This window comes from Streptomyces sp. NPDC002851, from assembly GCF_053591935.1.
On the sequence record NZ_JBSFUT010000001.1, the window covers coordinates 325,880 to 351,110 of the forward strand.

At 71.2% G+C, this 25,231-nt stretch carries 23 protein-coding genes and 1 pseudogene; 9 read left to right on the plus strand and 15 right to left on the minus strand.

Annotated features, from left to right (window positions below):
• Positions 1 to 282: 282 nt before the first annotated feature.
• A pseudogene (locus ACWD10_RS01580) lies at positions 283 to 728 on the plus strand (DNA glycosylase AlkZ-like family protein); the annotation flags it as partial.
• 99 nt (positions 729 to 827) lie between these two features.
• Here the strand turns inward: ACWD10_RS01580 and ACWD10_RS01585 are convergent.
• The 6 genes from ACWD10_RS01585 to ACWD10_RS01610 form a co-directional block, all read right to left on the minus strand.
• Positions 828 to 1,589, minus strand: a complete 762-nt coding sequence (locus tag ACWD10_RS01585; RefSeq protein WP_451085757.1) for a hypothetical protein — start codon at positions 1,587 to 1,589, stop codon at positions 828 to 830.
• A gap of 12 nt (positions 1,590 to 1,601) precedes the next feature.
• Positions 1,602 to 1,754: a hypothetical protein gene (locus tag ACWD10_RS01590; protein ID WP_451085759.1), complete on the minus strand. Its 153-nt coding sequence runs from the start codon at positions 1,752 to 1,754 to the stop codon at positions 1,602 to 1,604.
• A 155-nt stretch (positions 1,755 to 1,909) separates the two neighbouring features.
• Positions 1,910 to 3,115, minus strand: a complete 1,206-nt coding sequence (locus ACWD10_RS01595) for a glycosyltransferase family 39 protein (RefSeq protein ID WP_451085761.1) — start codon at positions 3,113 to 3,115, stop codon at positions 1,910 to 1,912.
• A 222-nt stretch (positions 3,116 to 3,337) separates the two neighbouring features.
• Positions 3,338 to 5,011 (minus strand): phospho-sugar mutase, encoded by a 1,674-nt coding sequence (locus ACWD10_RS01600; protein ID WP_451085763.1) that lies wholly within the window; start codon positions 5,009 to 5,011, stop codon positions 3,338 to 3,340.
• A gap of 269 nt (positions 5,012 to 5,280) precedes the next feature.
• Positions 5,281 to 6,117 carry a purine-nucleoside phosphorylase gene (locus ACWD10_RS01605; protein WP_451085765.1) on the minus strand — a complete coding sequence of 279 codons (837 nt, stop codon included), beginning with the start codon at positions 6,115 to 6,117 and terminating at the stop codon, positions 5,281 to 5,283.
• Between the two features lie 169 nt (positions 6,118 to 6,286).
• Positions 6,287 to 6,724, minus strand: a complete 438-nt coding sequence (locus ACWD10_RS01610; RefSeq protein ID WP_451085767.1) for a gamma-glutamylcyclotransferase — start codon at positions 6,722 to 6,724, stop codon at positions 6,287 to 6,289.
• Positions 6,725 to 6,926: 202 nt separating this feature from the next.
• On the opposite strand from ACWD10_RS01610, the gene ACWD10_RS01615 reads away from it, so the two are divergent.
• Positions 6,927 to 8,375 (plus strand): NAD(P)H-quinone dehydrogenase, encoded by a 1,449-nt coding sequence (locus tag ACWD10_RS01615; protein ID WP_451085769.1) that lies wholly within the window; start codon positions 6,927 to 6,929, stop codon positions 8,373 to 8,375.
• Between the two features lie 255 nt (positions 8,376 to 8,630).
• Complete coding sequence (locus ACWD10_RS01620) at positions 8,631 to 9,623, plus strand: DeoR/GlpR family DNA-binding transcription regulator (RefSeq protein WP_451085771.1); 993 nt, start codon at positions 8,631 to 8,633, stop codon at positions 9,621 to 9,623.
• A 22-nt stretch (positions 9,624 to 9,645) separates the two neighbouring features.
• On the opposite strand, the gene ACWD10_RS01625 is transcribed toward ACWD10_RS01620, so the two are convergent.
• Positions 9,646 to 10,257 carry a TetR/AcrR family transcriptional regulator gene (locus tag ACWD10_RS01625; protein ID WP_451085773.1) on the minus strand — a complete coding sequence of 204 codons (612 nt, stop codon included), beginning with the start codon at positions 10,255 to 10,257 and terminating at the stop codon, positions 9,646 to 9,648.
• 224 nt (positions 10,258 to 10,481) lie between these two features.
• Positions 10,482 to 12,257, minus strand: a complete 1,776-nt coding sequence (locus ACWD10_RS01630; protein WP_451085775.1) for an acetyl/propionyl/methylcrotonyl-CoA carboxylase subunit alpha — start codon at positions 12,255 to 12,257, stop codon at positions 10,482 to 10,484.
• A gap of 373 nt (positions 12,258 to 12,630) precedes the next feature.
• Here ACWD10_RS01630 and ACWD10_RS01635 point away from each other — a divergent pair, with 373 nt between their 5' ends.
• Positions 12,631 to 13,083, plus strand: a complete 453-nt coding sequence (locus ACWD10_RS01635) for a hypothetical protein (RefSeq protein WP_451085777.1) — start codon at positions 12,631 to 12,633, stop codon at positions 13,081 to 13,083.
• A gap of 72 nt (positions 13,084 to 13,155) precedes the next feature.
• Here ACWD10_RS01635 and ACWD10_RS01640 read toward each other — a convergent pair whose 3' ends face one another.
• From ACWD10_RS01640 to ACWD10_RS01665, 6 genes are all read right to left on the minus strand, one after another.
• Positions 13,156 to 14,130 carry a hypothetical protein gene (locus ACWD10_RS01640; RefSeq protein ID WP_451085779.1) on the minus strand — a complete coding sequence of 325 codons (975 nt, stop codon included), beginning with the start codon at positions 14,128 to 14,130 and terminating at the stop codon, positions 13,156 to 13,158.
• Between the two features lie 215 nt (positions 14,131 to 14,345).
• Positions 14,346 to 14,990: a Maf family protein gene (locus ACWD10_RS01645; protein ID WP_451085781.1), complete on the minus strand. Its 645-nt coding sequence runs from the start codon at positions 14,988 to 14,990 to the stop codon at positions 14,346 to 14,348.
• 138 nt (positions 14,991 to 15,128) lie between these two features.
• Positions 15,129 to 16,592, minus strand: a complete 1,464-nt coding sequence (locus tag ACWD10_RS01650) for a peptidoglycan D,D-transpeptidase FtsI family protein (RefSeq protein ID WP_451085783.1) — start codon at positions 16,590 to 16,592, stop codon at positions 15,129 to 15,131.
• A 193-nt stretch (positions 16,593 to 16,785) separates the two neighbouring features.
• Complete coding sequence (mmpB, locus tag ACWD10_RS01655; protein ID WP_451085785.1) at positions 16,786 to 16,914, minus strand: morphogenic membrane protein MmpB; 129 nt, start codon at positions 16,912 to 16,914, stop codon at positions 16,786 to 16,788.
• Positions 16,915 to 17,026: 112 nt separating this feature from the next.
• Complete coding sequence (locus ACWD10_RS01660) at positions 17,027 to 17,233, minus strand: acyl-CoA carboxylase epsilon subunit (protein WP_451085787.1); 207 nt, start codon at positions 17,231 to 17,233, stop codon at positions 17,027 to 17,029.
• An 8-nt stretch (positions 17,234 to 17,241) separates the two neighbouring features.
• Positions 17,242 to 18,879 carry an acyl-CoA carboxylase subunit beta gene (locus tag ACWD10_RS01665; RefSeq protein ID WP_451085789.1) on the minus strand — a complete coding sequence of 546 codons (1,638 nt, stop codon included), beginning with the start codon at positions 18,877 to 18,879 and terminating at the stop codon, positions 17,242 to 17,244.
• A 140-nt stretch (positions 18,880 to 19,019) separates the two neighbouring features.
• On the opposite strand from ACWD10_RS01665, the gene ACWD10_RS01670 reads away from it, so the two are divergent.
• From ACWD10_RS01670 to ACWD10_RS01680, 3 genes are all read left to right on the plus strand, one after another.
• A complete protein-coding gene (locus tag ACWD10_RS01670; RefSeq protein WP_451085791.1) occupies positions 19,020 to 19,964 on the plus strand; it encodes a biotin--[acetyl-CoA-carboxylase] ligase in 945 nt (314 codons plus the stop codon).
• Positions 19,965 to 20,359: 395 nt separating this feature from the next.
• A complete protein-coding gene (locus ACWD10_RS01675; RefSeq protein WP_451085793.1) occupies positions 20,360 to 21,622 on the plus strand; it encodes an adenylate/guanylate cyclase domain-containing protein in 1,263 nt (420 codons plus the stop codon).
• Between the two features lie 123 nt (positions 21,623 to 21,745).
• The gene (locus ACWD10_RS01680; RefSeq protein ID WP_451085795.1) at positions 21,746 to 22,633 is read left to right on the plus strand and encodes an enoyl-CoA hydratase/isomerase family protein; all 888 of its coding nucleotides are present in this window, start codon (positions 21,746 to 21,748) and stop codon (positions 22,631 to 22,633) included.
• A gap of 42 nt (positions 22,634 to 22,675) precedes the next feature.
• Here ACWD10_RS01680 and ACWD10_RS01685 read toward each other — a convergent pair whose 3' ends face one another.
• Positions 22,676 to 23,026 carry a MerR family transcriptional regulator gene (locus ACWD10_RS01685; RefSeq protein WP_451085797.1) on the minus strand — a complete coding sequence of 117 codons (351 nt, stop codon included), beginning with the start codon at positions 23,024 to 23,026 and terminating at the stop codon, positions 22,676 to 22,678.
• 61 nt (positions 23,027 to 23,087) lie between these two features.
• On the opposite strand from ACWD10_RS01685, the gene ACWD10_RS01690 reads away from it, so the two are divergent.
• Both ACWD10_RS01690 and ACWD10_RS01695 read left to right on the plus strand, forming a co-directional pair.
• Positions 23,088 to 23,726, plus strand: a complete 639-nt coding sequence (locus ACWD10_RS01690; protein ID WP_451085799.1) for an RBBP9/YdeN family alpha/beta hydrolase — start codon at positions 23,088 to 23,090, stop codon at positions 23,724 to 23,726.
• A 2-nt stretch (positions 23,727 to 23,728) separates the two neighbouring features.
• The gene (locus ACWD10_RS01695; protein ID WP_451085801.1) at positions 23,729 to 24,910 is read left to right on the plus strand and encodes a diguanylate cyclase domain-containing protein; all 1,182 of its coding nucleotides are present in this window, start codon (positions 23,729 to 23,731) and stop codon (positions 24,908 to 24,910) included.
• The last annotated feature ends 321 nt before the right edge of the window (positions 24,911 to 25,231 follow it).

Below are 25,231 nucleotides of genomic sequence, written 5' to 3' on the forward strand. Positions count from 1 at the left end.
ACCAGCCGTGGAACCTCGGTCGGCACGTGCCGTCGAGGCTGCCCGGACAGCTCGGCTCATCGCCCTGACAGCTCGGCTCAGGCGGGCCGCTGGGCTCTGGAGTCGTGCCGTCCGGCGGCGACGTTGGCGGATACTCGGTCGGTGACTCTCAGCGTCTCCTGGACCGCTGCTCATGCCCGGCGCCTCGCGCGGCAGTCGCTCCTCGCCTGCCAAGGATTCCGCGCCCGACAGCCTGGCGCGCACGGTGGGCGCCAGGCTTGCGGCGCATGCTCAGGTTCTGTCGGTTGGGCCGTCGACCTGTTCGCCTCGCTCGATAGCGGGCTCGAGGCGGTGGACTTCGACGCCTCGCGGGCGTGGGTGGTGGGCGGGGATACGGAGTTTCCCGCCCAGGGCGAGGCCGGGCACGGGGTGGGGCTGTGCCGTACTTCGACGCGTTCGCGATCGCCGCGTACCCGAGGGAGCGGCTCTTCGCGGGCCGCGCCCGCGAGCGTGCCCTGGCCGGGGGCCAGGCGGGCAACTACCCGGTCCTGCTGGTGGACGACGCGGTCGCGGGCGTGTGGCACCAGCGTCGCTCGGGGCGGCGCGTGGAGGTGGCGGTCGAGCCCTTCGGGAAGCTCACGAAGGCCAGGCTGGCAGAGGTGGAGCGGCCGACCGAGCGGGTGGGCGAAGTCCTGGAAGGGCGGCCGGAGTTGACGGTGGGGCCGGTTGGCGTGGGGCCACACGCCTAGAGCCTGCGTGGGCCACACGCCTAGACCTTCTCCTAGACGTTCTACACATTCGGCCGTCGGTTCTGACCGTCGTTCATGCCGTTTCCCCCACCCCACCACCTACCCGCGGCGTCGGCGGTGGATTGAGCGGGCGCGTAGCGGTCGCGTCAGGGTGATCTGGCGGACGAGTTGGTGGAAGCACGTGAGCGAGGCGACCGCGGGGAGGGCGGCTACCACCGCGTCTGTGACGGTGCGGGGCGCCTGGAGGACGCACAGGAGTACCGCGGCCGAGGAGAACAGCAGGACGACCAGCCATGAGTGGGCGGCGCGGCGTTTGTGCAGGGCTGCCCGGAGTACGGAGAGTGAGGCCGCCATCCAGGGTCCGTAGACCAGCATGGGCCACCACACGTCGGGGCCGTCCTGGGAGTGTGCGCTGGTGGCAAGCAGCGGACCGTAGGTCGCCATCCCGCTGAAGACGCTCACCATCGAGGTGACGGCCGCTGTCAGCGCGGCGATGATGTAGCTGGCGGTGCGCAGGGCCGGGAGACGTCGGAGGATCGGGGGCTTGCGGTGTCCGTGGCCGCGCGTGCGCAGAGGCGGCAGAGTGGTGCCGAGGTCGTGCAAGTTCCCCAGGGGGCTGCCCGGCTGCGGGGTGGTGACCGAACCCTCGTCCCGCGGGTGGGGCAGCTTCGTGCCGAACTCTTCGCCGGCTTCCTGGAGCAGATCGGCGAGTTCGTCGTCCGGATTCCAGGTGAGGTCGGGCGGTGTCAGATGCTCGGCGTATCCGGCGTGCTCTTGGTGCCAGCCAGGGCTCATTCCCGTGGTCCGGTCAGGGTCATTGGTCTCGGACCATGGGTAAGTGGTCCAGAGTTCATTGCTCATGGCTTGGTGTGTTTATTCGGGCTGGTACGTGGTGGCGAGGTGTCCGGACAGGCTGCTCCACCGGCTTGCCAGTTCGGATTCCACCTGCCCCAGGACGTCGAAGAGGTTCTGCAGCAAGGGTTCGGTAACGGGCGCCGGGGTGTGGGCGCGCGCTTCCTTGGTCACCGTGCACGGCCCCGTTTGTTGGACAAGATCCTCACAGTGCCCGTATGCCCGAATGAGAATGTTTTCGTTAGCCATGCCCCCCTTAACGCCGACGCTTTGGCTTGGATGTGCAGCATTCGGGTGAGGGTTGGCACGCAACGGTCGGCTCAAGATCCTTACGGCGCGCTGGGCCATACGAGGACCATGTACGCGCTGCAGTACCCCGCCCCCACCAGCGCCGCTGACAGGGCCACCACCACGTACCGCACTGGCAGGCGGGCGAGCAGGACCGCGATCGGCATGAGCAGGGGGTAGGCCGGGAGGAGGAAGCGGGCGCGGGGGAAGTAGACGCCTGCGCTGCCGAGAGTGATGGCGACGATCAGTCCCGAGAAGACGAGGAGCGGGAGGGGTTGGCGCTGGCGTACGGACCATACGAACAACAGCGCCGCGGCGATCAGGGTGAGCGAGACCATGATCAGGAACAGTTCGGGGGTCGAGTCGCTGACGAAGTGGTCGCGGAAGCGGGTCAACGTGTACAGGCCGCCGTCGAGTTCGTTGTGCCAGAGGCGTTGTACGGCGAAGTAGCCGTCCCAGCGGCCCACGCGCTGCCCCACCCAGCCGACGTACAGGAGCCAGCCGACGGGGGCGAGCGCGGCCCCGGCCAGTGCGCGGGCCGTGATGCCCTTTCGCAGTGACATCAGCGCCGCGAGCGATACCGCCGCCGCGACCGCGATGCCCGTCGGCCGGGTCAGGCCGCTGAGCGTCGCCAGGGTGCCCGCCCAGAGCCAGCGGCCGGTCAGGACGGCGTACAGGGACCAGGCCGCGAAGGCGGTGAACAGCGACTCCGTGTACGCCATCCACTGCACCTGGCCGACCGGCAGCGCGGCCCACAGCGCCACGAGGAGTACCCCGGCCCGTCGCCCGTACAACCGGTTCCCGACCGCGAAGATGCCCCAGGCCGCGACGAACGACGCCACGAACGACACCGCCAGGCCCGCGGCGGCCGTCGGGCCGGGCAGTGTCGCGCCCAGGAATCTGAGCAGCATCGGGTACAGCGGGAAGAACGCCAGGTTGTTCGCGTCGTACGCGGTGCCGAGTTCGAGGGCGTAGCCGTTCTCGGCGATGCCCAGATACCAGTTCGCGTCCCACTCCGTGGCCAGGAGGCGCAGGAGGCTGAGGCCCTGGGTGTGCGCCCAGGTGGAGAGCACGAGGAGGACGAAGAGCCGGACGCAGAGGTACGCGTAGAGGGCGGGGGCCGCGCGCCGCAGGGAGCGGCGGAGTTGGTCGGTCCGTCGGCGGGGGGTGCGGGGCGGGGTGGTCCGGGGCTGGCGGGTCCTGTGCGGGGTCCGGGGGCGGTGCGGGGCCTCGGTGGTCGCGGACACGGGCGGCGGCTCCTGGGGCTCGACTGGCTGCTGCTACCGGTCCACGGTCTCCGGCGGGCTTCGGGCCCGTCGCTCAGGCTGCGTCAAGTGCTGCGTGGAGCTCACCCGTTCGGGGCGGTCGGGGCGGTCGGGGCGGTCGGGCCGCAAAGACAGGCGGGGCAAGGCTCGTAGGCCCTGCCCCGCCGTCGCCGTCGCCGTCGCCGTCGTCGCGGTGTGTGTCCGTTACGCGGCCGGAGGCGGCTCGATGCCCGCGGCTGCCGCCAGGTCCTGCTTCAGGGCTGTAAGGAGTTCCGTCGCCTTTGCGCGGGCCGCCGGGAGGCCGTCGCGGCCGCCGGTCGGCGGGACCACGACCTCCAGGTAGCACTTCAGCTTGGGCTCCGTGCCGCTGGGGCGGACGATGACGCGGGCGCCGTCGAGCGTGTAGCGGAGGCCGTCCGTGGGCGGGAGCGACTCCGTGCCCTCGGTCAGGTCTTCCGCACGCGTGACCGGCAGGCCCGCGAGTACCGTCGGCGGGTGCTCGCGCAGGCGGCGCATCGCGTCGGCGATCAGGGAGAGGTCCTGGACGCGGACCGACAGCTGGTCGGTGGCGTGCAGGCCGTGCTCCACCGCCAGGTCGTCGAGCAGGTCGAGCAGCGTACGGCCCTGCTCCTTCAGCTCCGAGGCCAGCTCCGCGACCAGCAGCGCCGCCGTGATGCCGTCCTTGTCGCGTACGCCCTCGGGGTCGACGCAGTAGCCGAGGGCCTCCTCGTAGCCGTACCGCAGGCCCTCCACGCGGGCGATCCACTTGAAGCCGGTCAGGGTCTCCTCGTAGCCCACGCCCGCCGCGGCCGCGATCCGGCCGAGCAGGGACGACGAGACGATCGACTCCGCGAACGTGCCCGTCGCGCCCCGGCGTACGAGGTGCGCGGCGAGCAGCGAGCCGAGCTGGTCGCCGTGGAGCATGCGCCACTCGCCGTTCCGGTCGCGTACGGCCACGGCGCAGCGGTCCGCGTCCGGGTCGTTGGCGATGACCAGGTCCGGGTCGTGGCGGCGGGCCGTGGCGAAGGCCAGGTCCATCGCGCCCGGCTCCTCCGGGTTGGGGAAGGCGACGGTCGGGAAGTCCGGGTCGGGCTCGGCCTGTTCGGCCACCACGACCGGCTCCGGGAAGCCCGCCCGCGCGAAGGCGGCCAGGAGCGTTTCCTTGCCGACGCCGTGCATGGGGGTGTAGACGACCCGGGCGGTGCGCGGCGAGCCGGGGGACAGGACGGCGTCCGTGCGGGCGAGGTAGGCCTCCAGGACCTCGTCGCCGAGCACCTCCCAGCCCTCCTCGGGCCGCGGTACGTCGGCCAGCGCGCCGACCGCCGCGATCTCGGCGGCGATCTCGCCGTCCGCCGGGGGCACGATCTGGGAGCCGTCGCCGAGGTAGACCTTGTAGCCGTTGTCCCGGGGCGGGTTGTGGCTCGCGGTCACCTCGACACCGGCGACCGCGCCGAGGTGCCTTATGGCGAACGCCAGGACCGGGGTGGGCAGCGGGCGCGGCAGGACGGCGGCGCGCAGGCCCGCGCCGGTCATCACGGCGGCGGTGTCGCGGGCGAAGTCGGCGGACTTGTAGCGGGCGTCGTAGCCGATGACGACCGGGCCTCCCTCCTGGCCCTTCGCCTTGAGGTACGCGGCGAGGCCGGCCGCGGCCCGGATGACGACCGCGCGGTTCATCCGCATCGGACCCGCGCCCAGCTCGCCGCGGAGGCCCGCGGTGCCGAACTGGAGGGTGCCGGAGAACCGGTCCGCCAGCGCGGCCGTGCCCTCGGCGCCCTGGGCCGCTTCGATGAGCTTGGCGAGCTCGGCGCGGGTGTCCGCGTCGGGGTCCTCGGCCAGCCATGCCTCGGCCTGCGCGAGCAGATTCTGGTCGTCGGGCACGTGTCCTCAGTCCTTTCTGTCGTACGTGTGTGGGTGGGGCGTCGGCCGGGGTGCCGCCCTGCGTCCGAGCGAGGGGCGGGAGCCTGCGGCGGGCTTTCCTTCCCCAGCCCCGCCCCTTCCCGAAACCGGGGGCTTTGCCCTCAGCCTCCCTTGTCCGCCCTGAACGGGCGTCGTCCTCAATCGCCGGACGGGCTCAAGGGAGCCGGACCGGCCCGGAGAGAGGGGGCTGGCCCGGAAAGCCGGACCGGCCCTGAAAGAGGGACGGGGCCTCAGAGCCGCCCGAGCACCTGAGTGAGCAGCTGGCCCATGCGGGTGGCCGAGTCGCGGCCCGCCTGGAGGACCTCCTCGTGGTTGAGGGGTTCGCCGGTCATGCCCGCGGCCAGGTTCGTGACCAGGGAGATGCCGAGCACCTCGGCGCCCGCCTCGCGGGCCGCGATGGCCTCGAGGACCGTCGACATGCCGACCAGGTCGGCGCCGATCGTGCGGGCCATCCGGATCTCGGCCGGGGTCTCGTAGTGCGGGCCGGGGAACTGGGCGTAGACGCCCTCCTCCAGGGTCGGGTCCACCTCCTTGCACAGCGCGCGCAGCCGCGGCGAGTACAGGTCGGTGAGGTCCACGAAGTTGGCGCCCACGATCGGCGACGTGGCGGTCATGTTGAGGTGGTCGCTGATCAGGACCGGCTGGCCGGGGCGCATGCCCTCGCGCAGGCCGCCGCAGCCGTTGGTCAGGACCACGGTCTTGCAGCCCGCAGCGACCGCCGTACGCACGCCGTGCGCGACGGCGGCGACGCCGCGGCCCTCGTAGTAGTGGGTGCGCCCGAGGAAGACCAGGGCGCGCTTCTCGCCGACCCGGTACGAGCGGATCTTGCCGCCGTGGCCCTCGACGGCCGGGGGCGGGAAGCCGGGCAGCTCGGTGACCGGGAACTCGGCCTCGGCCTCGCCGAGCGCGGCCACGGCGGGCGCCCAGCCCGAGCCCATCACCAGGGCGACGTCATGGGTTTCTGCGCCGGTCAGCTCGCGCAGGCGGGCCGCTGCGGCGTCGGCCGCGGCGTACGGGTCTGCGGGGCCGTCGGCTGCGTTGGCGTAGGGGGTAAGAGAAGCGTTCACGCGGACGAGGGTAGCCGCTCACTTCCTACGCGCGTAGATGCAGAGGTGGACAGTGTCCCGATCGTTGCCTTGTAGGTTCTGCCGAAAGTCCGGCCCGGTGGCGACCGCCGGGGCTGCTTGAAGCGCAGGTCAGGAGGGGTGGGGCGGGCAATCTCGGTTCCCCGGGTGTTCAGCAGGGGCGCTTGCGGAGTTCCATCACATAGTCGTGCGGTGCGCCCGCCGACTCGGCCGCGTCGGCGATCTCGCCCAGATAGCGGGCCGAGGGCAGGCCGCCCTCGTAGCTGTTGAGTACGTACAGCCAGGCCGGCATCTCGCCCTCCAGGGTCTGCACCCGGACCCGCATCCGGCGGTATATGTCCAGGCCGACGCCCTCCCAGCGGTCCATGGAGTCCTCGTCGAGCGGCGCGATGTCGTAGAGCGCCACGAAGACCTGCGAGCGCGGGGCCTCCACGACGGTGGCGAGCGCGCCCTCCCAGCCCAGTTGCTCCCCGCCGAACGTCAGCCGCCAGCCGTTCAGCCAGCCCGTGGCGCGCAGCGGCGAGTGCGGGGCACGGCGGGACATCAGCCGCGCATCGAGGTTGCCGGCGTAGGCGGCGTAGAGCGACATGAGGTCGAGGGTACGGCAGGTGTGGGAGGGGTCTCTTCTTCTCACGGGCGCGGGTGCCGGCGCGTGAGAACGGCGGCCCCGCGCCCGCGTACGACGGCGCCCCCGTGCCCGTACGGGATGACCCGCGTAGAAACCCCTGCCGGGACCCGTACCGAAACCCGTACCGCCCCCCGGAAGCGAGTCGCTTGAAGCGTGCGGGACAATGGAGTACGTGACTCGGATCGTGATCATCGGTGGCGGACCCGGCGGATACGAGGCGGCCCTGGTGGCCGCCCAACTCGGCGCGGAGGTGACCGTCGTCGACTGCGACGGTCTGGGCGGGGCGTCGGTGCTCACCGACTGCGTGCCGTCGAAGACTCTTATCGCCACGGCCGAGGTGATGACCACCTTCGATTCGTCGTACGAAGAGCTGGGGATCATCGTCGCCGACGACACCCCGCACATCGAGCAGGCCGCCCGGGTCGTCGGCGTGGACCTCGGCAAGGTCAACCGCCGGGTCAAGCGGCTCGCGCTCGCGCAGTCGCACGACATCACCGCCTCCGTCACCCGCGCGGGCGCCCGGGTCATGCGCGGCCGCGGCCGCCTCGACGGCCAGCAGGCCATGGACGGGTCCCGCAGGGTCGTCGTGCGCGCCGCCGACGGGTCCGAGGAGACGCTCACCGCGGACGCCGTCCTGATCGCCACCGGCGGCCACCCGCGCGAGCTGCCCGACGCGCAGCCGGACGGGGAGCGGATCCTCAACTGGACGCAGGTGTACGACCTCGACGAGCTCCCGGAAGAGCTGATCGTGGTCGGTTCCGGTGTCACCGGCGCCGAGTTCGCGGGCGCCTACCAGGCGCTCGGTTCGAAGGTCACGCTCGTCTCGTCCCGCGACCGCGTCCTTCCCGGTGAGGACCCGGACGCCGCCGCGGTCCTGGAGGACGTCTTCCGGCGCCGTGGCATGAACGTGATGAGCCGCTCCCGCGCGCAGTCCGCCAAGCGCGTCGGTGACCGGGTCGAGGTCACGCTCTCCGACGGCCGGGTGATCAGCGGGACGCACTGCCTGATGGCGGTCGGCGCCATCCCCAACTCCACCGGCATGGGCCTCGATGAGGCGGGCGTCAAGCTCAAGGAGTCCGGCCACATCTGGACCGACAAGGTGTCCCGCACCTCCGCGCCCGGCGTGTACGCGGCCGGTGACGTGACCGGAGTCTTCGCGCTCGCCTCGGTCGCCGCCATGCAGGGGCGGATCGCGATGTACCACTTCCTCGGCGAGACGGTGCAGCCGCTCAACCTCAAGACGGTCTCGGGGAACATCTTCACCGACCCGGAGATCGCCACCGTCGGCTACAGCCAGGCCGACGTCGACGAGGGCAAGATCGACGCCCGGGTCGTGAAGCTGCCGCTGCTGCGCAACCCGCGGGCGAAGATGCAGGGGATCCGGGACGGCTTCGTCAAGATCTTCTGCCGCCCGGGCACCGGCATCGTGGTCGGCGGTGTGGTCGTCTCGCCGCGTGCGTCGGAACTCATCCACCCGATCTCGATCGCGGTCGACAACAATCTGACGGTCGAACAGATCGCGAACACGTTCACGGTCTATCCCTCCCTGTCCGGCTCGATCGCGGAAGTCGCCCGGCAGTTGCACACCCGTAAGACCGCGGCCGAGGCGTAGCTGTAGCTGTCCGGGAGCTGTCGGCGCCCGGTCCGGGCAGGAATCGGCGTAACGGCGAAAACCCCCTGGACACAGGCCAGTTGGGGACAGTCGCAGCCGAGTTGGGGCAGAGCGCGGGGCGAGGCCCGGACTTCCGGCGGGGTGCCGGAGGGCCGGGCCTCGCCTATACCATTTCGCGACGCATCATGCGAACAACTTCTGTTATTCGGCGCATACTGCTGAAAGCAGGCGGTCGTTGGGGTTACTGTCAGTTTCGTGTTCGCTGCAGAACGTCGCCAATTGATCCTCGAAATGGTGCGGGCCAACGGAGCCGTCTCGCTCCGCGAGCTCGCGCGTGTCGTCCAGACCTCTGAAGTAACCGTACGGCGTGATGTGCGGGCGCTGGAGGCCGAAGGACTCCTCGACCGCCGACATGGCGGTGCGGTATTGCCGGGCGGGTTCACGCGGGAGTCCGGCTTTCCGCAGAAATCTCATCTCGCGACCGCCGAGAAAACGGCCATCGCCGATCTCGCCGCGGGCCTCGTCGAAGAGGGCGAGGCCATCGTGGTCGGCGCCGGGACCACGACCCAGGAGCTGGCGCGCCGGCTCGCCCGGGTCCCCGGCCTGACCGTCGTCACCAACTCCCTCCTGGTCGCCCAGGCGTTGGCGCATGCCAACCGGGTGGAAGTGGTGATGACCGGTGGCACTCTCCGCGGTTCCAACTACGCCCTGGTCGGCAGCGGTGCCGAACAGTCGCTGCAGGGGCTCCGCGTCTCGCGGGCGTTCCTGTCCGGAAGCGGCCTGACGGCCGAGCGCGGCCTGTCGACCTCCAACATGCTCTCGGCGAGCGTCGATCGCGCGCTTGTGCAGGCGGCCGCCGAGGTCGTGGTGCTCGCCGATCACTCCAAGCTCGGCACCGACACGATGTTCCAGACGGTGCCCACGGACGTGATCACGCGCCTCGTGACCGACGAGCCCCCGGCGCACGACGAGCGCGCCGCGACCGAGCTTCAGGCTCTCGCGGACCAGGGCGTTCAGGTCGCGGTCGCGGGAACGGCGGGTGCGGGTGCGGGCCGTGAGCCCGGTGGTGCCGGTGACCAGGGCCCGGCGGGGCGCGAGCGCCGCCGGGACGTGCCGCTTCCTGGGCAGCGCAGACTGCCTCCGGCGGGTGGGCCGGCCACGTTGCGGTCGGCCGGGCAGCTCGGGGAGCCGGGCGTGGCAGCGGCGGGGGAGCGGGCCGCCAGGGTGGCGGATCTGCACCGTCGCTGAGGCGGGTCGTTGAAGGCGGGCTTCAAACTCCGGAAACTTCGGACGGGCTCGATTTCTTGAGCCCCTCCAACGTCAACCGCAGCAGCCGGTCCGCCAGTTGAGGCTCCGCCGGAGTCTCCTCCGACGCCAAGGCGATCGCGTTCGTCAGTTGGAGCAGGTCGCCGATCGTGATGTCCGGGCGTACGGATCCCGCCTCCTGGGCCCGCGCGAGGAGCTCGCTGCCCGCCTCGCGGAGTGGGTCGCAGCAGCGGGAGAGGGCCGAACTCGTGTCTCCGGAGGCCGAGATGAGGGCCCGGGACAGGCCGCGGTACTCGCTCGCGTGCGTCACCACGGCGCGTAGCCAGGCCACCAGGGCCCCGCACGGGTCCCGGTCGTCGAGGAGCTCGCGGGAGCGGCCGAGCAGGTCGTGTACCGCCTCCGCGAAGACCGCGCTGAGCAGCGCGTGCCGGTTCGGGAAGTGGCGGTAGAGGGTGCCGATGCCGACGCCCGCCCGGCGGGCGACCTCTTCCAGGGAGGCGTCCGCGCCGTGCTCCGCGAAGGCGGCGCGTGCCTCGGTGAGCAGGCGCTCGTAGTTCCGCCGCGCGTCCGCCCGCATGGGACGGGGCGGGGCCCCGAGCCCGGACCTGGTCGTCATCGCGGCGTCCTTCCTGTCCTGCGCCCTGCGCCTACGACGTGTTCTGCGCGCCGTAGATGCCCCTGACAGGTCCAATTTTCCCACCACCGGTGCGCATACGGCACAGCGCCGGGGAACCCGGGGCCGGAACGCGAAGGGCCCCGCCGAACCGGTCGACGGGGCCCAACTCACGTACGTACGAGGGCAGTCCTCGCGATGCGTACGGGCGCTGCGTACGAGCGAGGTCAGTCCTTGATCTCGCAGATGGCGGCGCCGGACGTGAGCGCGGCGCCGACCTCCGCGGTGAGGCCCTTGACGGTGCCGGACTTGTGGGCGTTGAGGGGCTGCTCCATCTTCATGGCCTCCAGGACCACGACCAGGTCGCCCTCCTTGACCTCCTGGCCCTCCTCGACCGCGATCTTCACCACGGTGCCCTGCATCGGCGACGCGAGGGTGTCACCCGAGGCGGCCGGGCCCGACTTCTTCGCGGCGCGGCGCTTGGGCTTGGCCCCGGCGGCAAGGCCGGTACGGGCGAGGGACATGCCGAGCGAGGACGGCAGCGAGACCTCGAGGCGCTTGCCGCCGACCTCGACGACGACCGTCTCGCGCCCGGGCTCCTCATCGGCCTCCGCGGTGTCGGCGGGCGCCGCGAAGGGCTTGATCTCGTTGACGAACTCCGTCTCGATCCAGCGGGTGTGGACGGTGAACGGGTCCTTGGAACCGGTCAGTTCGGGCGCGAACGCCGGATCGGTGACCACGGCCTGGTGGAACGGGATGGCCGTGGCCATGCCCTCCACCTTGAACTCGGCCAGGGCACGGGCGGCACGCTGGAGCGCCTGCTCACGCGTGGCACCCGTAATGATCAGCTTGGCGAGCAGCGAGTCCCACGCCGGGCCGATGACCGAGCCCGACTCCACACCGGCGTCCAGGCGCACACCCGGGCCCGCGGGCGGGGCGAAAGCGGTGACGGTGCCCGGGGCGGGCAGGAAGTTACGGCCCGGGTCCTCGCCGTTGATGCGGAACTCGAAGCTGGCGCCGCGGATTTCGGGGTCGTCGTAGCCGAGCTCTTCGCCGTCGGCGATGCGGAACATCTCGCGTACGAGGTCGATGCCGGTGACCTCTTCGGTGACCGGGTGCTCGACCTGGAGACGGGTGTTGACCTCGAGGAACGAGATCGTGCCGTCCGCGCCGACCAGGAACTCCACGGTCCCGGCGCCGACGTAACCGGCCTCCTTCAGGATGGCCTTGGACGCCCGGTACAGCTGCGCGTTCTGCTCCGCGGAGAGGAACGGGGCCGGGGCCTCCTCGACCAGCTTCTGGTGGCGGCGCTGCAGCGAGCAGTCACGGGTGGAGACCACCACGACGTTGCCGTGCTGGTCGGCCAGGCACTGCGTCTCCACGTGCCGCGGCTTGTCCAGGTAGCGCTCCACGAAGCACTCACCGCGCCCGAACGCGGCCACCGCCTCGCGTACCGCGGAGTCGTACAGCTCGGCGACCTCGTCGAGGCTGCGGGCCACCTTCAGGCCGCGCCCGCCACCACCGAAGGCGGCCTTGATCGCGATCGGCAGGCCGTGCTCCTCGGCGAACGCCACGACCTCGTCGGCGCCGGACACCGGGTCGGGTGTACCGGCCACCAGCGGCGCACCGGCGCGCTGCGCGATGTGCCGGGCTGCGACCTTGTCGCCCAGGTCCCGGATCGCCTGCGGGGGCGGCCCGATCCAGATCAGCCCGGCGTCCATGACGGCCTGGGCGAACTCCGCGTTCTCGGAGAGGAAGCCGTAGCCCGGGTGGACCGCGTCCGCCCCGGAGTCCTTCGCCGCGGCAAGCACCTTGGCCATGTCGAGATAGCTGGTCGCCGGAGTGTCACCGCCCAGGGCGAACGCCTCGTCGGCCGCGCGGACATGCAACGCATCCCGGTCCGGGTCCGCATACACGGCCACACTCGCGATCCCGGCGTCCCGGCACGCCCGGGCCACGCGGACAGCGATTTCGCCACGGTTGGCGATGAGCACCTTGCGCACGATGGCTCCCTCCTTGAAACAAGCTGAGTTTAGGGACTGCCGACACGGCCTTTCGACCCGTCCCCAATGGTGAGCTTGCCCACACGGAGCGTGATTCGAGGCCCGCTCGATCCGCGAAATCCCTTGTCGCACCACGGTACGCCGGGTTCCTTGACGGCACAGTAACGGCCGGGTGTGGCACAGGTCTCTGTCCGTGGGGCCAGCCGGGACCGAGGTTTCTTTGTGGAGTCCCTACGAATGGCGCAACCATTCTTTGCCTTCGTCCGGAGTCTTGTCCCAGGGTTTACCGGTTAGTAGCGTTCGGCCTGTTCGGCACGTACGCGGGGTAACCGGCGTGGGGCAAACGGGGTAACGCGGAAGTGGGTGGGGTGCCGTGGCGCGCAGACCGGTGGCCGTGGTGGCCGCGATCGTGCTCCTTGCGGAGGCGGTCGGCATCGCCGTGCTCAACTGGATTCTCGGGCTCGTCGTCGACAACCAGCAGATGTCCCTCGCCGGGCTCGACCCGCACGCCATGACTGTCGGCTCGTGGGCGGCCGGTGTCCTGTTCGGGCTCTATCTCGCGTTCTGCGCCCTGCTGTTGCTGCGTATCGCCGTACGCGACCGGGCGCCCGGCGGCTTCGCCCGGATCCTGTTGATCAGCGCGGCCGTGGTGCACGGGGTGCTCGGGGCCTTCTCGGTGGGTCTGGTCGGCTGGTTCGCTTTCGGGCTGATGATGGTGGTGCTCGGGCTGATCGTGCTCACGCTAATGGCGTACGAGCGTGGGGCCGGGGGTCGTCCGGACGAGGCGGTTCCACGGGGGCAGGCCGCTTCGGGGGCCGCCTCCTAGTCCTGGCGGACGGCCCCTTCGGCTCTGGTCGCCATCAGTCCTGGTGGGCCATCGGCCCCGGTAGGTAACCGATCAGCCCTGGTAGACCATCGTGCAGAGCAGGGTCTTGTTGTTGTTGACCTTCCAGGCCCAGTACTGCGTCTGGTCGCCCTGGGCGCGGCGGCAGCTGTCGGCGGTGGTGCTCCCGCCCGCCCGGTAGACGCCGGTGATGTGCAGGATCTGCTGGTACGCGACCGGGATCTTCTTGGCGTCGCAGTCCACGGCGGTCATCGGCCCGAGGCCGGTGATCTTGTTGCCCTTCTGCTGGGCGAGCAGGCAGCCGCCGGTGTGGTAGATCCGGGTCACGCACACGTCGGTGGTGCCCTGGGCCGGCGAGGAGTAGCGCCAGGTGGCCTGGCCGGTGTCCCTTGGGCAGCTGCCGCCGTCGGTCTGGACGGCGGTCACCTGGAGGAGAGCGTCCTTGCTGTTGCAGGAGACGGTGTCCGGGGGCGTCTCGTGGCTCCACTTGGGGGTGGTGCCGCCGTGGCCGGTGTCCCAGACGGGCAGGCAGTCGCCCGAGGAGAGGTCGTTGAAGGCGGACGCGGTGGGGTCCGGGGTCTCCGTGGGCTCGACGCCGCCGACGCCCGGCTCGTCATCCGTACCGCTGCCGCTGTCGGTTCCGCTGCTGCTGTCGGTTCCGCTGTCGTCGCTGGGCCCCGCGGAGACGCCGGGGGAGCCGCTGCCGCCCGCCTCGTTGGAGGACGACGCGAAGAAGCCGGTGCTGAAGGCGAAGATGGCGGCGGCTATGAGGGCGAGGACCAGGGTGCCGCCGATGCCTACCGCCAGGATGACCGGGGCGGCGCTGTTGCGCTGCGGTGGTGGGGGCGGGAAGGGGGCGCCGGGGGGTATCTGCTGGCCCGGGGGGACGGCCGGGCCCGGGGGCATGGGCTGGCCGAACTGGGGGGCGCCGGGCGGGGGTTGCGGCGGGCCCTGGGGTGGGCCTTGCGGCGGGGGTCCCTGGGGTGGGCCGAACTGGCCCTCGGGTGGCGGGCCGAACGCGTTGCTCATGGTGGGTCCCCCGGGTGGCGTGCGCTGTTGAGTGTGGCCCGCGCATGGTATCGGCGGAGGGGTTTTACTCCCCGCCCCGCCCCTTCCCGAAAGCTTGCAGCAGCTTCGGGGCTGCCGCCCCGGACCCCGCCGCAGATATCGCGCTGAACGCGCTCGTCCTCAAGCGCCGGACGGGCTGAGTTGCTGCCGGACAGGCCCAGACCCTCCGGACGAGCTCAACCGGCCGCCACCCACAGCTCCGTGATGCCGACCCCAAGATCCCCAAGCAGCCTGCGCAGCAGGGGCAGGGAGATGCCGATGACGTTGCCGTGGTCGCCCTCGATGCCTTCGATGAAGGGGGCCGAGCGGCCGTCGAGGGTGAACGCGCCGGCGACGTAGAGGGGTTCACCGCTCGCTACGTACGCGGCGATCTCGGCGTCCGTCGGTTCGCCGAACCGTACCGTCGTCGAGGCGACCGCGGAGGTGCCGCGGCCCGTCGACGTATCGATGAGGCAGTGGCCGGTGCGGAGCACGCCCGCGCGGCCGCGCATGGACTTCCAGCGGGCGACGGCCTCCTCGGCGTCGGCGGGCTTGCCGAGCGCCTGGCCGTCGAGTTCGAGGACCGAGTCGCAGCCGACGACGAGCGCGCCCGCGGCCTCCGGGCGGCCCGCGACGGCCTCGGCCTTCGCCTCGGCCAGGACCCGGGCAAGCTCGCCGGGCGTCGGGGCGGTCAGCGCGTCCTCGTCGACCCCGCTGACGATCACCTCGGGGTCGAGCCCGGCCTGCCGGAGCAGCCCGAGCCGGGCCGGGGACTGGGAGGCGAGGACGAGGCGGCGCGGCGCGTGCGAGGGCGAGTGCGAAGAGGGTGCGGCGGAGGTCATGCGGAAAGCGTAACGGGCGCCCCATGAGCCCCTTCCCCGAGCGAAGGGGTCCACGGGGCGCCCGGGTCGAGCCCTCCGGCCCCGGCGCCGCCGCGCTACTTCTGTAGCACCGCGCCCTCAGGCCCTGGCGCCGCCGCGCTACTTCTGTAGCACCGCCTGCATGACCGCCTTGGCGATCGGTCCCGCGAGCGTGCCGCCCGCGATCTGGTCGCGGGGGATGTCCTGGCCCGGGTCGATGAAGACGGCGACCGCGACCGACTTGCCCTCGGAATTCTTGCCGTACGAGATGAACCAGGCGTAAGGCGGCAGCTTGTTGTCGACGCCGTGCTGTGCCGTACCGGTCTTGGCGCCCACCTCGATGCCGTCGATCAGGGCCGGCTTGCCGGAGCCCTCCTCGGCGGTGAACTTCATCGCCTCTTGGACCTTCTGGGCGGTCTCCGCGGAGATCGGCCGGGACATCTCGACGGGGTCGTACTTCTTGAGGGTGTCCGTGTCGGGGCTGCGCAGCGACTCGACCATCTGCGGCTTCATCAGGACGCCGTCGTTGGCGATACCGGCCGCGATCATCGCGATCTGCAACGGGCTGGACGTCAGCGAGCCCTGGCCGATGCCGGTGAGCGCGGTCTGCGGCTTGTTGATGTCGGAGGGGTAGATGGACTTACCGGCCCGCACCGGGGTGTCCACCTCGCCGTCGTTGAAGCCGAACTTCTCGGCGACCTCCCGCATCTTGTCCTTGCCGATCTCCGCGGCGAGCTTGCCGAAGACCGTGTTGCAGGAGTACTGCATGGCGACCTTGAGCGAGGCGTTCTTGCACACGCCGCTCTTGTTCAGGTTCGGCAGCTGCGTCCTGGTGTCCGGCAGGGTCCACGGCTCGGGCGTGTCCGTGGCGGCGTCGATGTCGCTGACCTTGCCGGCCTCGATGGCGGCGGCCGCGGTGAGCACCTTGAAGGTGGAGCCGGGCGGGTAGGTCTCCTTCAGGGCCCGGTTGAGGAGCGGCTTGCTCTTGGCGGCGTTGAGCTTCTTCCAGTTCTCCTCGTCCTTCGCCGACATGCCCGCGAAGCTGGACGGGTCGTACGAGGGCGTGGAGGCGAGGGCGAGGATCCGGCCGGTGTCCGGCTCGATCGCGGCGACACCACCCTTGAGGTTGCCGAGGCCCTCGAAGGCGGCCTTCTGGGCCTTCGGGTCGATGGTCGTGACGACGTCGCCGCCGCGCTGCTTCTCGCCGGTGAACATGTTCAGGGTGTTCTTGATGAACAGCCGGTCGTCGGTGCCGGAGAGCAGCTCGTCGTTGAGCTTCTCCAGGCTGTTGGCGCCGAACGCCTGGGACGAGTACCCCGTGATCGGGGCGTACATCGGGCCGTCCTTGAACGTCCGCTTGTACTTGAAGTCCGCGCCGTCGACGGGCACGGAGCCGGTGATGGGCTTGTCGCCGACGATGATGTTGCCGCGTGGCTGTGCGTAGCGCTCGATGGACACCCGGCGGTTCTTCTCGTGCTTGGCGAGTGGCTCGCTCTGCGCGTACTGCACCCAGTTGGCGCGGATCAGCAGCGCGAGCACGAGCAGCCCACAGAACACGGCTATATGGCGCAGTGGTCGGTTCACCGGCTCCGGCCCTCCCCTTCGTCCATCGTTCGTCCTCGTCCCATCCGCGTCCATTCGACCGCTTCAGTCAAGTAGGACGAGCGGCGGGGGGTGACGGTTGCGCCAGTACGCGTCACACGGGATGGGTCACACGGGACGGGTTACGGGGGCGGTGTTCAGCGGTACGAGGCAGGAGGCGGTACGCGGACACGTGTCAGCGGAAGCCGAAGGAGAGTAACGCGACCAGCATCGCCACGGCCATCAGCACCCCCGCCCGTCTCAACATCGCCTGCACGTCCCGGAGTTCCTTGGGCGGGCGATTCTCGGGGTCGGACCAGAGCATCCTTCGATGGTCTCGGAGGCGGGGGTGGGAACGCCTGAGTACGCGTACTCAGGTTCCCCAGCCCCGCCCCTTCCCGTCACTGGGGCGGAGCCCCGAAGTGGGAAAGAACTCCCTAGCCCGGCCAGTACGTCCGGGCCCATGACTGTGGGCCCGGGGCCGGGAGGCGGTGGCGGGCCACCCGGGAAGGGTCTGCCCAGGCGTCCGGGACCGGGGGCTCGCCGGGCGCCGCGGCGGCCAGCCCCGCGGCGCGGGCCTGAACCACCGCCAGGGCGGCGGCCAGCTCCTCCGGCGTCGGGTTGCCCCGTACAACCTTGATCATCGGCCCTCCTACAGGGGGATGTTGCCGTGCTTCTTCGGCGGCAGGGATTCGCGCTTGGTGCGCAGCTGGCGCAGGCCGCGGACGATCTGGCGGCGCGTCTCGGACGGCATCACGACGGCGTCGATGTAGCCGCGCTCGGCCGCCGTGTACGGATTCAGGAGCGTGTCCTCGTACTCCTGGATCAGCTGCGCCCGAACGTCCTCGCGCTCCTCGTCCGAGGCCGCCGCGATGGTCCTGCGGTGCAGGATGTTGACCGCGCCCTGCGCGCCCATCACCGCGATCTGGGCGGTGGGCCAGGCGAGGTTGAGGTCCGCGCCGAGGTGCTTGGAGCCCATCACGTCGTACGCCCCGCCGAAGGCCTTCCGCGTGATGATCGTGATCAGCGGGACCGTGGCCTCCGCGTACGCGTAGATCAGCTTGGCGCCGCGGCGGATGATGCCGCCGTACTCCTGCTCGACACCGGGCAGGAAGCCGGGCACGTCCACGAAGGTCAGGACCGGCAGGTTGAAGGCGTCGCAGGTGCGCACGAAGCGCGCGGCCTTCTCGGACGCGTCGATGTCGAGGCAACCGGCGAACTGCATCGGCTGGTTGGCGACGATGCCCACCGGGTGGCCCTCGACCCGGCCGAAGCCGGTCAGGATGTTCGGCGCGAACAGGGCCTGCGTCTCGAAGAACTCCCCGTCGTCCAGGAGGTGTTCGACGATCGTGTGCATGTCGTACGGCTGGTTCGCGCTGTCCGGGATCAGCGTGTCCAGCTCGCGGTCCTCGTCGGAGACCGTCAGGTCCGCCTCCTCCGGGAAGGCGGGCGGCTCGGAGAGGTTGTTCGACGGCAGGTACGACAGGAGCGACTTGACGTACTCGATCGCGTCCTTCTCGTCGCCCGCCATGTGGTGGGCCACGCCCGAGGTGGCGTTGTGGGTACGGGCACCGCCGAGCGCCTCGAAGCCGACGTCCTCGCCCGTGACCGTCTTGATGACGTCGGGCCCGGTGATGAACATGTGCGAGGTCTGGTCGACCATGATCGTGAAGTCGGTGATCGCGGGGGAGTAGACCGCGCCGCCCGCGCACGGGCCCACGACCAGCGAGATCTGCGGGATCACGCCGGAGGCATGGGTGTTGCGGCGGAAGATCTCGCCGTACATCCCGAGGGCCATGACGCCCTCCTGGATCCGGGCGCCGCCCGAGTCGTTGATGCCGACGACCGGGCAGCCGGTCTTCAGGGCGAAGTCCATCACCTTCATGATCTTCTGCCCGAAGACTTCGCCGAGCGCCCCGCCGAAGACCGTGAAGTCCTGCGAGAACACCGCGACCGGACGGCCGTCCACCGTGCCGTAGCCGGTGACCACGCCGTCGCCGTACGGCCGCGTCGCGTCCAGGCCGAAGTCCGTGGAGCGGTGCCGGGCGAACTCGTCGAGCTCGATGAACGAACCCTCGTCCAGGAGGAGATCGATCCGCTCGCGCGCCGTCAACTTCCCCTTCGCATGCTGCTTTTCCACGGCACGGGCGGAGCCGGCGTGCGTCGCCTCGCCGATACGGCGCTGCAGATCCGCGATCTTGCCCGCGGTGGTGTGGATGTCGATCTCTGGCGCCGGCGTCTCGGACACGGTGGGTGTCTCGGACACGGTGCGCTCTTCCGGCTCGGACATCGGGATGCGGCTCCCTGCCTGGTCACGGGTGGATGGGGACGGTGAGGGGCGGTGATGGGGACGGTGAGCTACTGACCCGTAGCGTATCGGCGCGGCCACGCCTCGGCAGTGCGGCGTTTACCACACCTAGGCTGTCTTGCATGACGCCACCTGGATCCTCTTCGTCCGACTCGAACCGGTTCTCCGAGGGCCCTGCTGCGGCCAGTTCGCCCTCTTCGCCCCCGGGTTCTTCTGGTTCGGGCCGTTTCTCCGATCTTGAACGGCCGCCCCTGAACGCCGACGCGCTCCGCCGGGGCCTCGTCGGCGAGGGCGGCGGTCTGTACACCTCTGTTGAGGTGGTGCCCGCCACCGGCTCCACCAACTCCGATCTCGCCGCCCTGGCCGGAGGTCCCGAGGGCGCGGTGCTGATCGCCGAGGAGCAGACCGCGGGGCGCGGCCGCCTCGACCGGACGTGGACGGCGCCCGCGCGCTCCGGCCTCTTCTTCTCCGTACTCCTCAAGCCCACCGACGTACCGGTCGAGCGCTGGGGATGGCTGCCGCTGCTCGCCGGAGTCGCCACCGCGACCGGCCTGTCCCGGGTCGCGGGCATCGACACCGCTCTGAAGTGGCCCAACGACGTCCTCGTCACGATCGACGGCGAGGAGCGCAAGGCCGCCGGGATCCTCGCCGAGCGGGCCGGGGACCCGGACACCGACGGCGGCGGCGCGGTCGTGATCGGCATCGGCATCAACGTCACGCTGCGCGCCGACGAACTGCCCGTACCCGAGGCGGGCTCCCTGGCCCTCGCCGGAGCCGAGGTGACCGACCGGGACACGCTGCTGCGCTCCGTACTGCGCTCCCTGGAGAAGTGGTACGGCGTGTGGCGCGGGGCCAAGGGCGACCCGGCCGCTTCCCGGCTCCAGGAGGCGTACGCCGCGGGCTGCGCGACCCTGGGCCGCCGGGTCCGCGCCGAGCTGCCCGGCGAGCGCTCGGTGCACGGCGAGGCGGTCGCCCTCGACGGCGAAGGGCGCCTCGTCATCGCTACGGAGGGCGGTGGCCGGGAGGCGGTGAGTGCGGGGGACATCGTGCATGTGCGGGCGGAGTAGGGGTGAGGCGGTGATCCGGTAGGTGCGGTCCGGTGGGTGGGGCCCGGTGGGTGAGCCCCGGTGGGTACGAGCGGGTGCCCGGCCGTACGCCGAGGGCTGGAGGTGCGGCGGCAGGGTGCCCGGGCCCGACCGTGGCCCAGGCCGGGCGAGGGCCAGGTGAGGGCCGGGCGCGGGTGGCTGGAACCGAAGGCTCCGCGCAACCGGCTCGGCGGCTCCGTGCAACCGGCCCGGCTCCGCCTCCGTCTCCCTCCACGGCCGCACCCGACGGCCGCATCCGTCTCTGTGCGTCGGCCGCACCCGATTCCGTACATACGTGAGGTGACGCACACCTGCCGTATCGTTGAGGCCGGTCGTTAGTCGTTATATGGCCGTGACAGATCGGAAGGGCAGCACGAGTGACCGTCGATGACTCCGGCTCAGGCGCGGGCACACCCCCCGCCTCCCGGCACGCCGACGACCCCGCTGCCGATCGCGACGCCGACCGCGGTGCCGACCAGGGGGCGCACCGCGGTGCCGACCCCAGGTCGGAGCGTGGCCCGGACCGTGGCCCGGACCGTGGCCCGGACCGAGGCGTCGACCGCAGCGGCGACAGCGCGGCCGACCACGAGGGCGACCCCTTGGCCCTCCGCCTCGAGCAGCTGATTCTCGGCGCCGAGCGCCGCTACACGGCCTTCCAGGCGGCCCGCACGGCGGGCGTCTCCATGGAGCTGGCGTCCCGCTTCTGGCGGGCCATGGGCTTCCCCGACATCGGCCAGGCCAAGGCGCTCACCGAGGCGGACGTGCTCGCGCTCCGCCGCCTCGCCGGACTCGTCGAGGCGGGGCTGCTCAGCGAGGCGATGGCGGTGCAGGTGGCCCGCTCCACCGGCCAGACCACCGCCCGTCTGGCCGATTGGCAGATCGACTCTTTCCTGGAGGGCCTGACCGAGCCGCCCGAGCCCGGAATGACCCGCACCGAGGTGACGTACCCCCTGGTGGAACTGCTCCTTCCGGAGCTGGAGGAATTCCTCGTCTACGTCTGGCGGCGCCAGCTCGCCGCGGCCACCAGCCGGGTCGTGCAGGCCGGGGACGACGAGGAGATGGTCGACCGGCGCCTCGCCGTCGGCTTCGCGGACCTCGTCGGCTTTACGCGGCTCACGCGCCGTATGGAGGAGGAGGAACTCGGCGAACTGGTCGAGGCGTTCGAGACCACGGCGGCCGACCTGGTGGCGGCGCGCGGCGGCCGGCTCATCAAGACCCTGGGCGACGAGGTCCTGTTCTCCGCGGACGAGGCGGGCACGGCGGCCGAGATCGCGCTGCGCCTCATCGAGACGATGGCCAACGACGAGACCATGCCGGAACTGCGCGTCGGCATCGCCTTCGGCACGGTGACGACCCGTATGGGCGATGTCTTCGGCACGACCGTCAACCTGGCGAGCCGTCTGACGTCAATAGCGCCCAAGGACGCCGTCCTGGTCGACGGGGCGCTCGCGGAGGACCTGACCCGGGCCGGGGACGCCCCGTCCTCCGAGGCGGAGGCAGCGGCGGAGGCGGAAAAGGCGGCCGCGGCGGGCGAGGAGGCCCCGAGCTACCGCTTCGCCCTCCAGCCGATGTGGCAGCGCCCGGTACGCGGCCTCGGAGTGGTCGAGCCGTGGCTGTTGACGCGGCGGGAACAGGGCTGACGCGGGTTATCCACAGGGAGTTATCCACAGACGGAGGGCGGGGGTTGAACGCTGCCCGGGCCCGGGCCATGATCCTGCTGACGAGGTAACGGTCGTTAACAACGGATCGAGGGGCGAAGCGTCATGGCAGAGAAAGCAACGGGAACAGGGACAGGCGCAGGGGCGGCAGGAACAGTCGCGGGCGCAGGCGTCGCAGGGGCCGGAACGGGGGCAGGAGCCGGGCACGAGCTGCGTTTCGGGGAGTTCGTGGCGCTACGGCGACACGCGGACGGAGTCGTCGAGTTCCTGCTCGACCGGCCGAAGGCCATGAACGCCGTCTCGTCCGACATGGCCCGCAGCATCGCATCGGCCTGCCAGGCGCTCGGCGACGACCCGTCCGCCCGGGTCGTGGTACTGAGCTCCAGCAACGACCGGGCGTTCTGCGTCGGCGCCGACCTGAAGGAGCGGAACTCGCTCTCCGACGCGGAGTTGGTGGCCCAGCGCCCCACAGCGCGGGCCGCGTACACGGGCATCCTGGACCTGCCCATGCCGACGGTCGCCGCGGTCCACGGCTTCGCCCTGGGCGGCGGCTTCGAGCTGGCGCTGGCCTGCGACCTGATCGTGGCCGACGGCACCGCCGTGGTGGGGCTGCCCGAGGTGTCGGTCGGCGTCATCCCCGGGGGTGGCGGTACGCAGCTGCTGCCGCGCCGGGTGGGGGCGGCGCGGGCGGCCGAGCTGGTGTTCACGGCGCGGCGGGTGGCGGCCGATGAGGCACGGGAGCTGGGCCTGGTGGACGCCCTGGTCGAGGACGCCCGGGCGGGCGCCCTGGAGCTCGCGGCCCGCATCGCCGCCAACTCCCCGGTCGGCCTGCGCGCCGCCAAGCGAGCCCTCCGCCTGGGCCACGGCCTCGACCTGCGGGCCGGCCTCGAGGTGGAGGACGCGGCATGGCGCACGGTGGCGTTCTCGGGGGACCGGGCGGAGGGGGTGGCGGCCTTCAACGAGAAGCGGAGGCCGCGGTGGCCGGGGGTTTAGGCGGCAGGGGAGCGGAAGGGGAGGGGGCGTGGTTGACGCGCCTCAACCAGATGAGGCGAGTTCGCTCAATCGCTGCTGTGTCTCGCGGAGTTCGGCCTGCTCGGCGTTGAGGCGCCTGGCCAAGGCGTCCAGTTCGGCTCGCAGGTCCGGGCACATCTCGAGCGAGATGCCGTGATCGCCGGTGCGAGCGCAGTCGAGGTAGCGCCGGATGGTCGAGGTTCCCAAACCAGCGGAGATCATCGTCCGGATCTGGGCCACGAGCGTGACATCGGACTCGGAGTAGTCCCGGTACCCACTGCTGTTACGAACCGGGACCAAGAGCCCTCGGTCCTCGTAGTGGCGTAGTGCACGCGCGCTCACCCCGGTCAGCTTGGCGAGTTCGCTGATCAGCACCGTCGATTCCTCCTCATCGGCTTGACCTTCACGCTGACGTGAACGCATACCGTCCTGCGGCATGACACAGGGAACAACCCAGCGGCGTGCCTCGATCATCCACGGTTACGGCGCGACCCCCGAAGATCACTGGTACGGCTGGCTGGCCGGGCAACTCCAGGCGGACGGCATCCCGAGCACGATCCCGACTCTTCCGAACCCACAGGACCCGGATCCCGTGCAGTGGACGGAAGCCGTACGCGCGGAACTGGGATCGGTGAACGAGCACGCGATCGTCGTCGCGCACAGCCTGGGCTGCCTGACCGTGCTGTGCCATCTGCGCTCACTTCCGAGACCCTGGCGCCTTGGCACCCTCGTGCTGGTCTCCGGGTTCGTCGACCAACTCCCCGCGCTTCCGGGGCTGAACGCTTACATCGGAAACATCGGAGACGGCTGTGACGTGGCAGGGCTCAGCGAGCACATCGATCGACTCACGGTCATCCGGTCGGACGCAGACCCGTACGTACCGCCTGGCCACACCGACCGCCTTGCCGACTTGCTCGGAGTCCGGGCACAGGTGGTCCCCGGAACCGGTCATTTCCTCGCTTCGGACGGTGTCACTGCGCTGCGCGAAGTCCGTGAAGCCATCGCCGGGCGGGCCGCAGGGTGCACCGAGAGTGACATTCCGGAGCAAATTTGGGCGAAGCCGCCTAGCCTTTAGAGATGGCAGAGGATGAGCGGCTGCGGGCCGTTGTGGCTCTCGCTCAGGACATGGCCGCCGCGCGCAGCCCCCATGAGACCTGGCGGGCCGCGGCGCAGGGAGGCTGTTGGGCGCTTTCCGGGAGCTTTGCGGCGCTCTCCGTCTGGGAGCGGGAGCTCGGGCGGCTTCGGGTTCTGGTCAATGTGGGCGAACTGGCCCCGGGGGAGGTGGAGTTCCCCGAGGACGAGGCGTACCCGGTGCATCAGTTTCCGGAGATCGTGGAGTTTCTGCACGAGCGGTGGGCCGGTGGCGGGGAGCCCCATGCCTGGGTCGAGACGGCCGAGGGGCCGCGCGTCGGCGCCGCCGGGTACTGCCATCAGCGGGTGGCCGCGCTGCGCCGCCGGGGCCGGGGCTGCTGTGTGGTCGCGCCGATCGTGCTGTTCGGGCGGGCCTGGGGCGAGCTGTACGTGGCGCGGCGGGCCGGGCAGCCGGTGTTCGACCTGGACGACGCGGACTTCGCCACGGTTCTGGCCTCCGTGGTCGCCGCCGGGCTCGCCCAGACCGAGCGCCTGGAGGAGGCCCGCCGCCTCGCCTACACCGACGCCCTGACCGGACTCGCCAACCGTCGGGCCGTCGACGCCCGCTTGGACGAGGCGATCGAGCGCCATCGGGCCGCAAGCGAAGGAGCGGGCGAGGATGGAGGGGGAGGGAGGGGGGCGGGCCCCGTGGTCTCGCTCGTCGTCTGCGACGTGAACGGGCTCAAGCACGTCAACGACACCCGAGGGCACGCCGTCGGTGACCGGCTGCTCGAGCGGTTCGGCTCGGTGCTCTCGCTGTGCGGTGCGATGTTGCCGGAGACCTTGGCGGCTCGGCTCGGTGGGGATGAGTTCTGTCTGCTGTCGGTGGGGCCGTCGGCCGACGAGGTGGTCCGGGTGGCGGATGAACTCTGCGTACGGGCGGCGGAGTTGGAGCTCGGTGAGGGGGTCGCCTGTGGGGTGGCCTCCACCGGTGATCCGATCGGGCCGGTGCGGTCGGCCCGTCGGCTGTTCCGCCTCGCGGACGCCGCCCAGTACCGGGCGAAGGCGGCCCGCGCCGAGAAACCGGTGGTCGCGGGCCGGGAGGGCCCGGACGACCCGGTGGTACGCCTGGCCGACCACCCGCCGGAGCGCCTGCCGGCCGGGGAGCGGCGACGGTTCCGCCGGTAGGTCCGGTAATCGTGCGGGCGACGGTTCCGCCGGTAGGTCCGGTAAGCGTGCGGGCGGCGGTTCCGTCGCTAGGTCCGGTAGGCCTGCGACGCGGCGGTTTCGTCGGTAGGTCCGGTAAGGCTGCGGGCGGCGGTTTCGTCGGTGGGTCCGGTAAGGCTGCGGGCGGCGGTTCGCCGATAGGCCCAGTAAGCCTTCGGGTGGCGGTTCCGGCTGGGCCCTCCTTGCCGGGCTCACCGGGCGGCCCTCGGCCCCGGCCGTGACAGTGCCCGACCCCGGCCGTGACAGCGGTCGATTCAGTCCGTACGCTGCTGAATATGAGTA

Coding starts and splice junctions, on each gene's coding strand:
- ACWD10_RS01665 (WP_451085789.1), bottom strand. CDS start 18,879: ATGTCCGAGCCGGAAGAGCGCACCGTGTCCGAGACACCCACCGTGTCC.
- ACWD10_RS01695 (WP_451085801.1), top strand. CDS start 23,729: ATGGCAGAGGATGAGCGGCTGCGGGCCGTTGTGGCTCTCGCTCAGGAC.
- ACWD10_RS01640 (WP_451085779.1), bottom strand. CDS start 14,130: ATGAGCAACGCGTTCGGCCCGCCACCCGAGGGCCAGTTCGGCCCACCC.
- ACWD10_RS01625 (WP_451085773.1), bottom strand. CDS start 10,257: ATGACGACCAGGTCCGGGCTCGGGGCCCCGCCCCGTCCCATGCGGGCG.
- ACWD10_RS01585 (WP_451085757.1), bottom strand. CDS start 1,589: ATGAGCAATGAACTCTGGACCACTTACCCATGGTCCGAGACCAATGAC.
- ACWD10_RS01645 (WP_451085781.1), bottom strand. CDS start 14,990: ATGACCTCCGCCGCACCCTCTTCGCACTCGCCCTCGCACGCGCCGCGC.
- mmpB (WP_451085785.1), bottom strand. CDS start 16,914: ATGCTCTGGTCCGACCCCGAGAATCGCCCGCCCAAGGAACTCCGGGAC.
- ACWD10_RS01680 (WP_451085795.1), top strand. CDS start 21,746: ATGGCAGAGAAAGCAACGGGAACAGGGACAGGCGCAGGGGCGGCAGGA.
- ACWD10_RS01610 (WP_451085767.1), bottom strand. CDS start 6,724: ATGTCGCTCTACGCCGCCTACGCCGGCAACCTCGATGCGCGGCTGATG.
- ACWD10_RS01670 (WP_451085791.1), top strand. CDS start 19,020: ATGACGCCACCTGGATCCTCTTCGTCCGACTCGAACCGGTTCTCCGAG.
- ACWD10_RS01690 (WP_451085799.1), top strand. CDS start 23,088: ATGACACAGGGAACAACCCAGCGGCGTGCCTCGATCATCCACGGTTAC.
- ACWD10_RS01615 (WP_451085769.1), top strand. CDS start 6,927: ATGGAGTACGTGACTCGGATCGTGATCATCGGTGGCGGACCCGGCGGA.
- ACWD10_RS01660 (WP_451085787.1), bottom strand. CDS start 17,233: ATGATCAAGGTTGTACGGGGCAACCCGACGCCGGAGGAGCTGGCCGCC.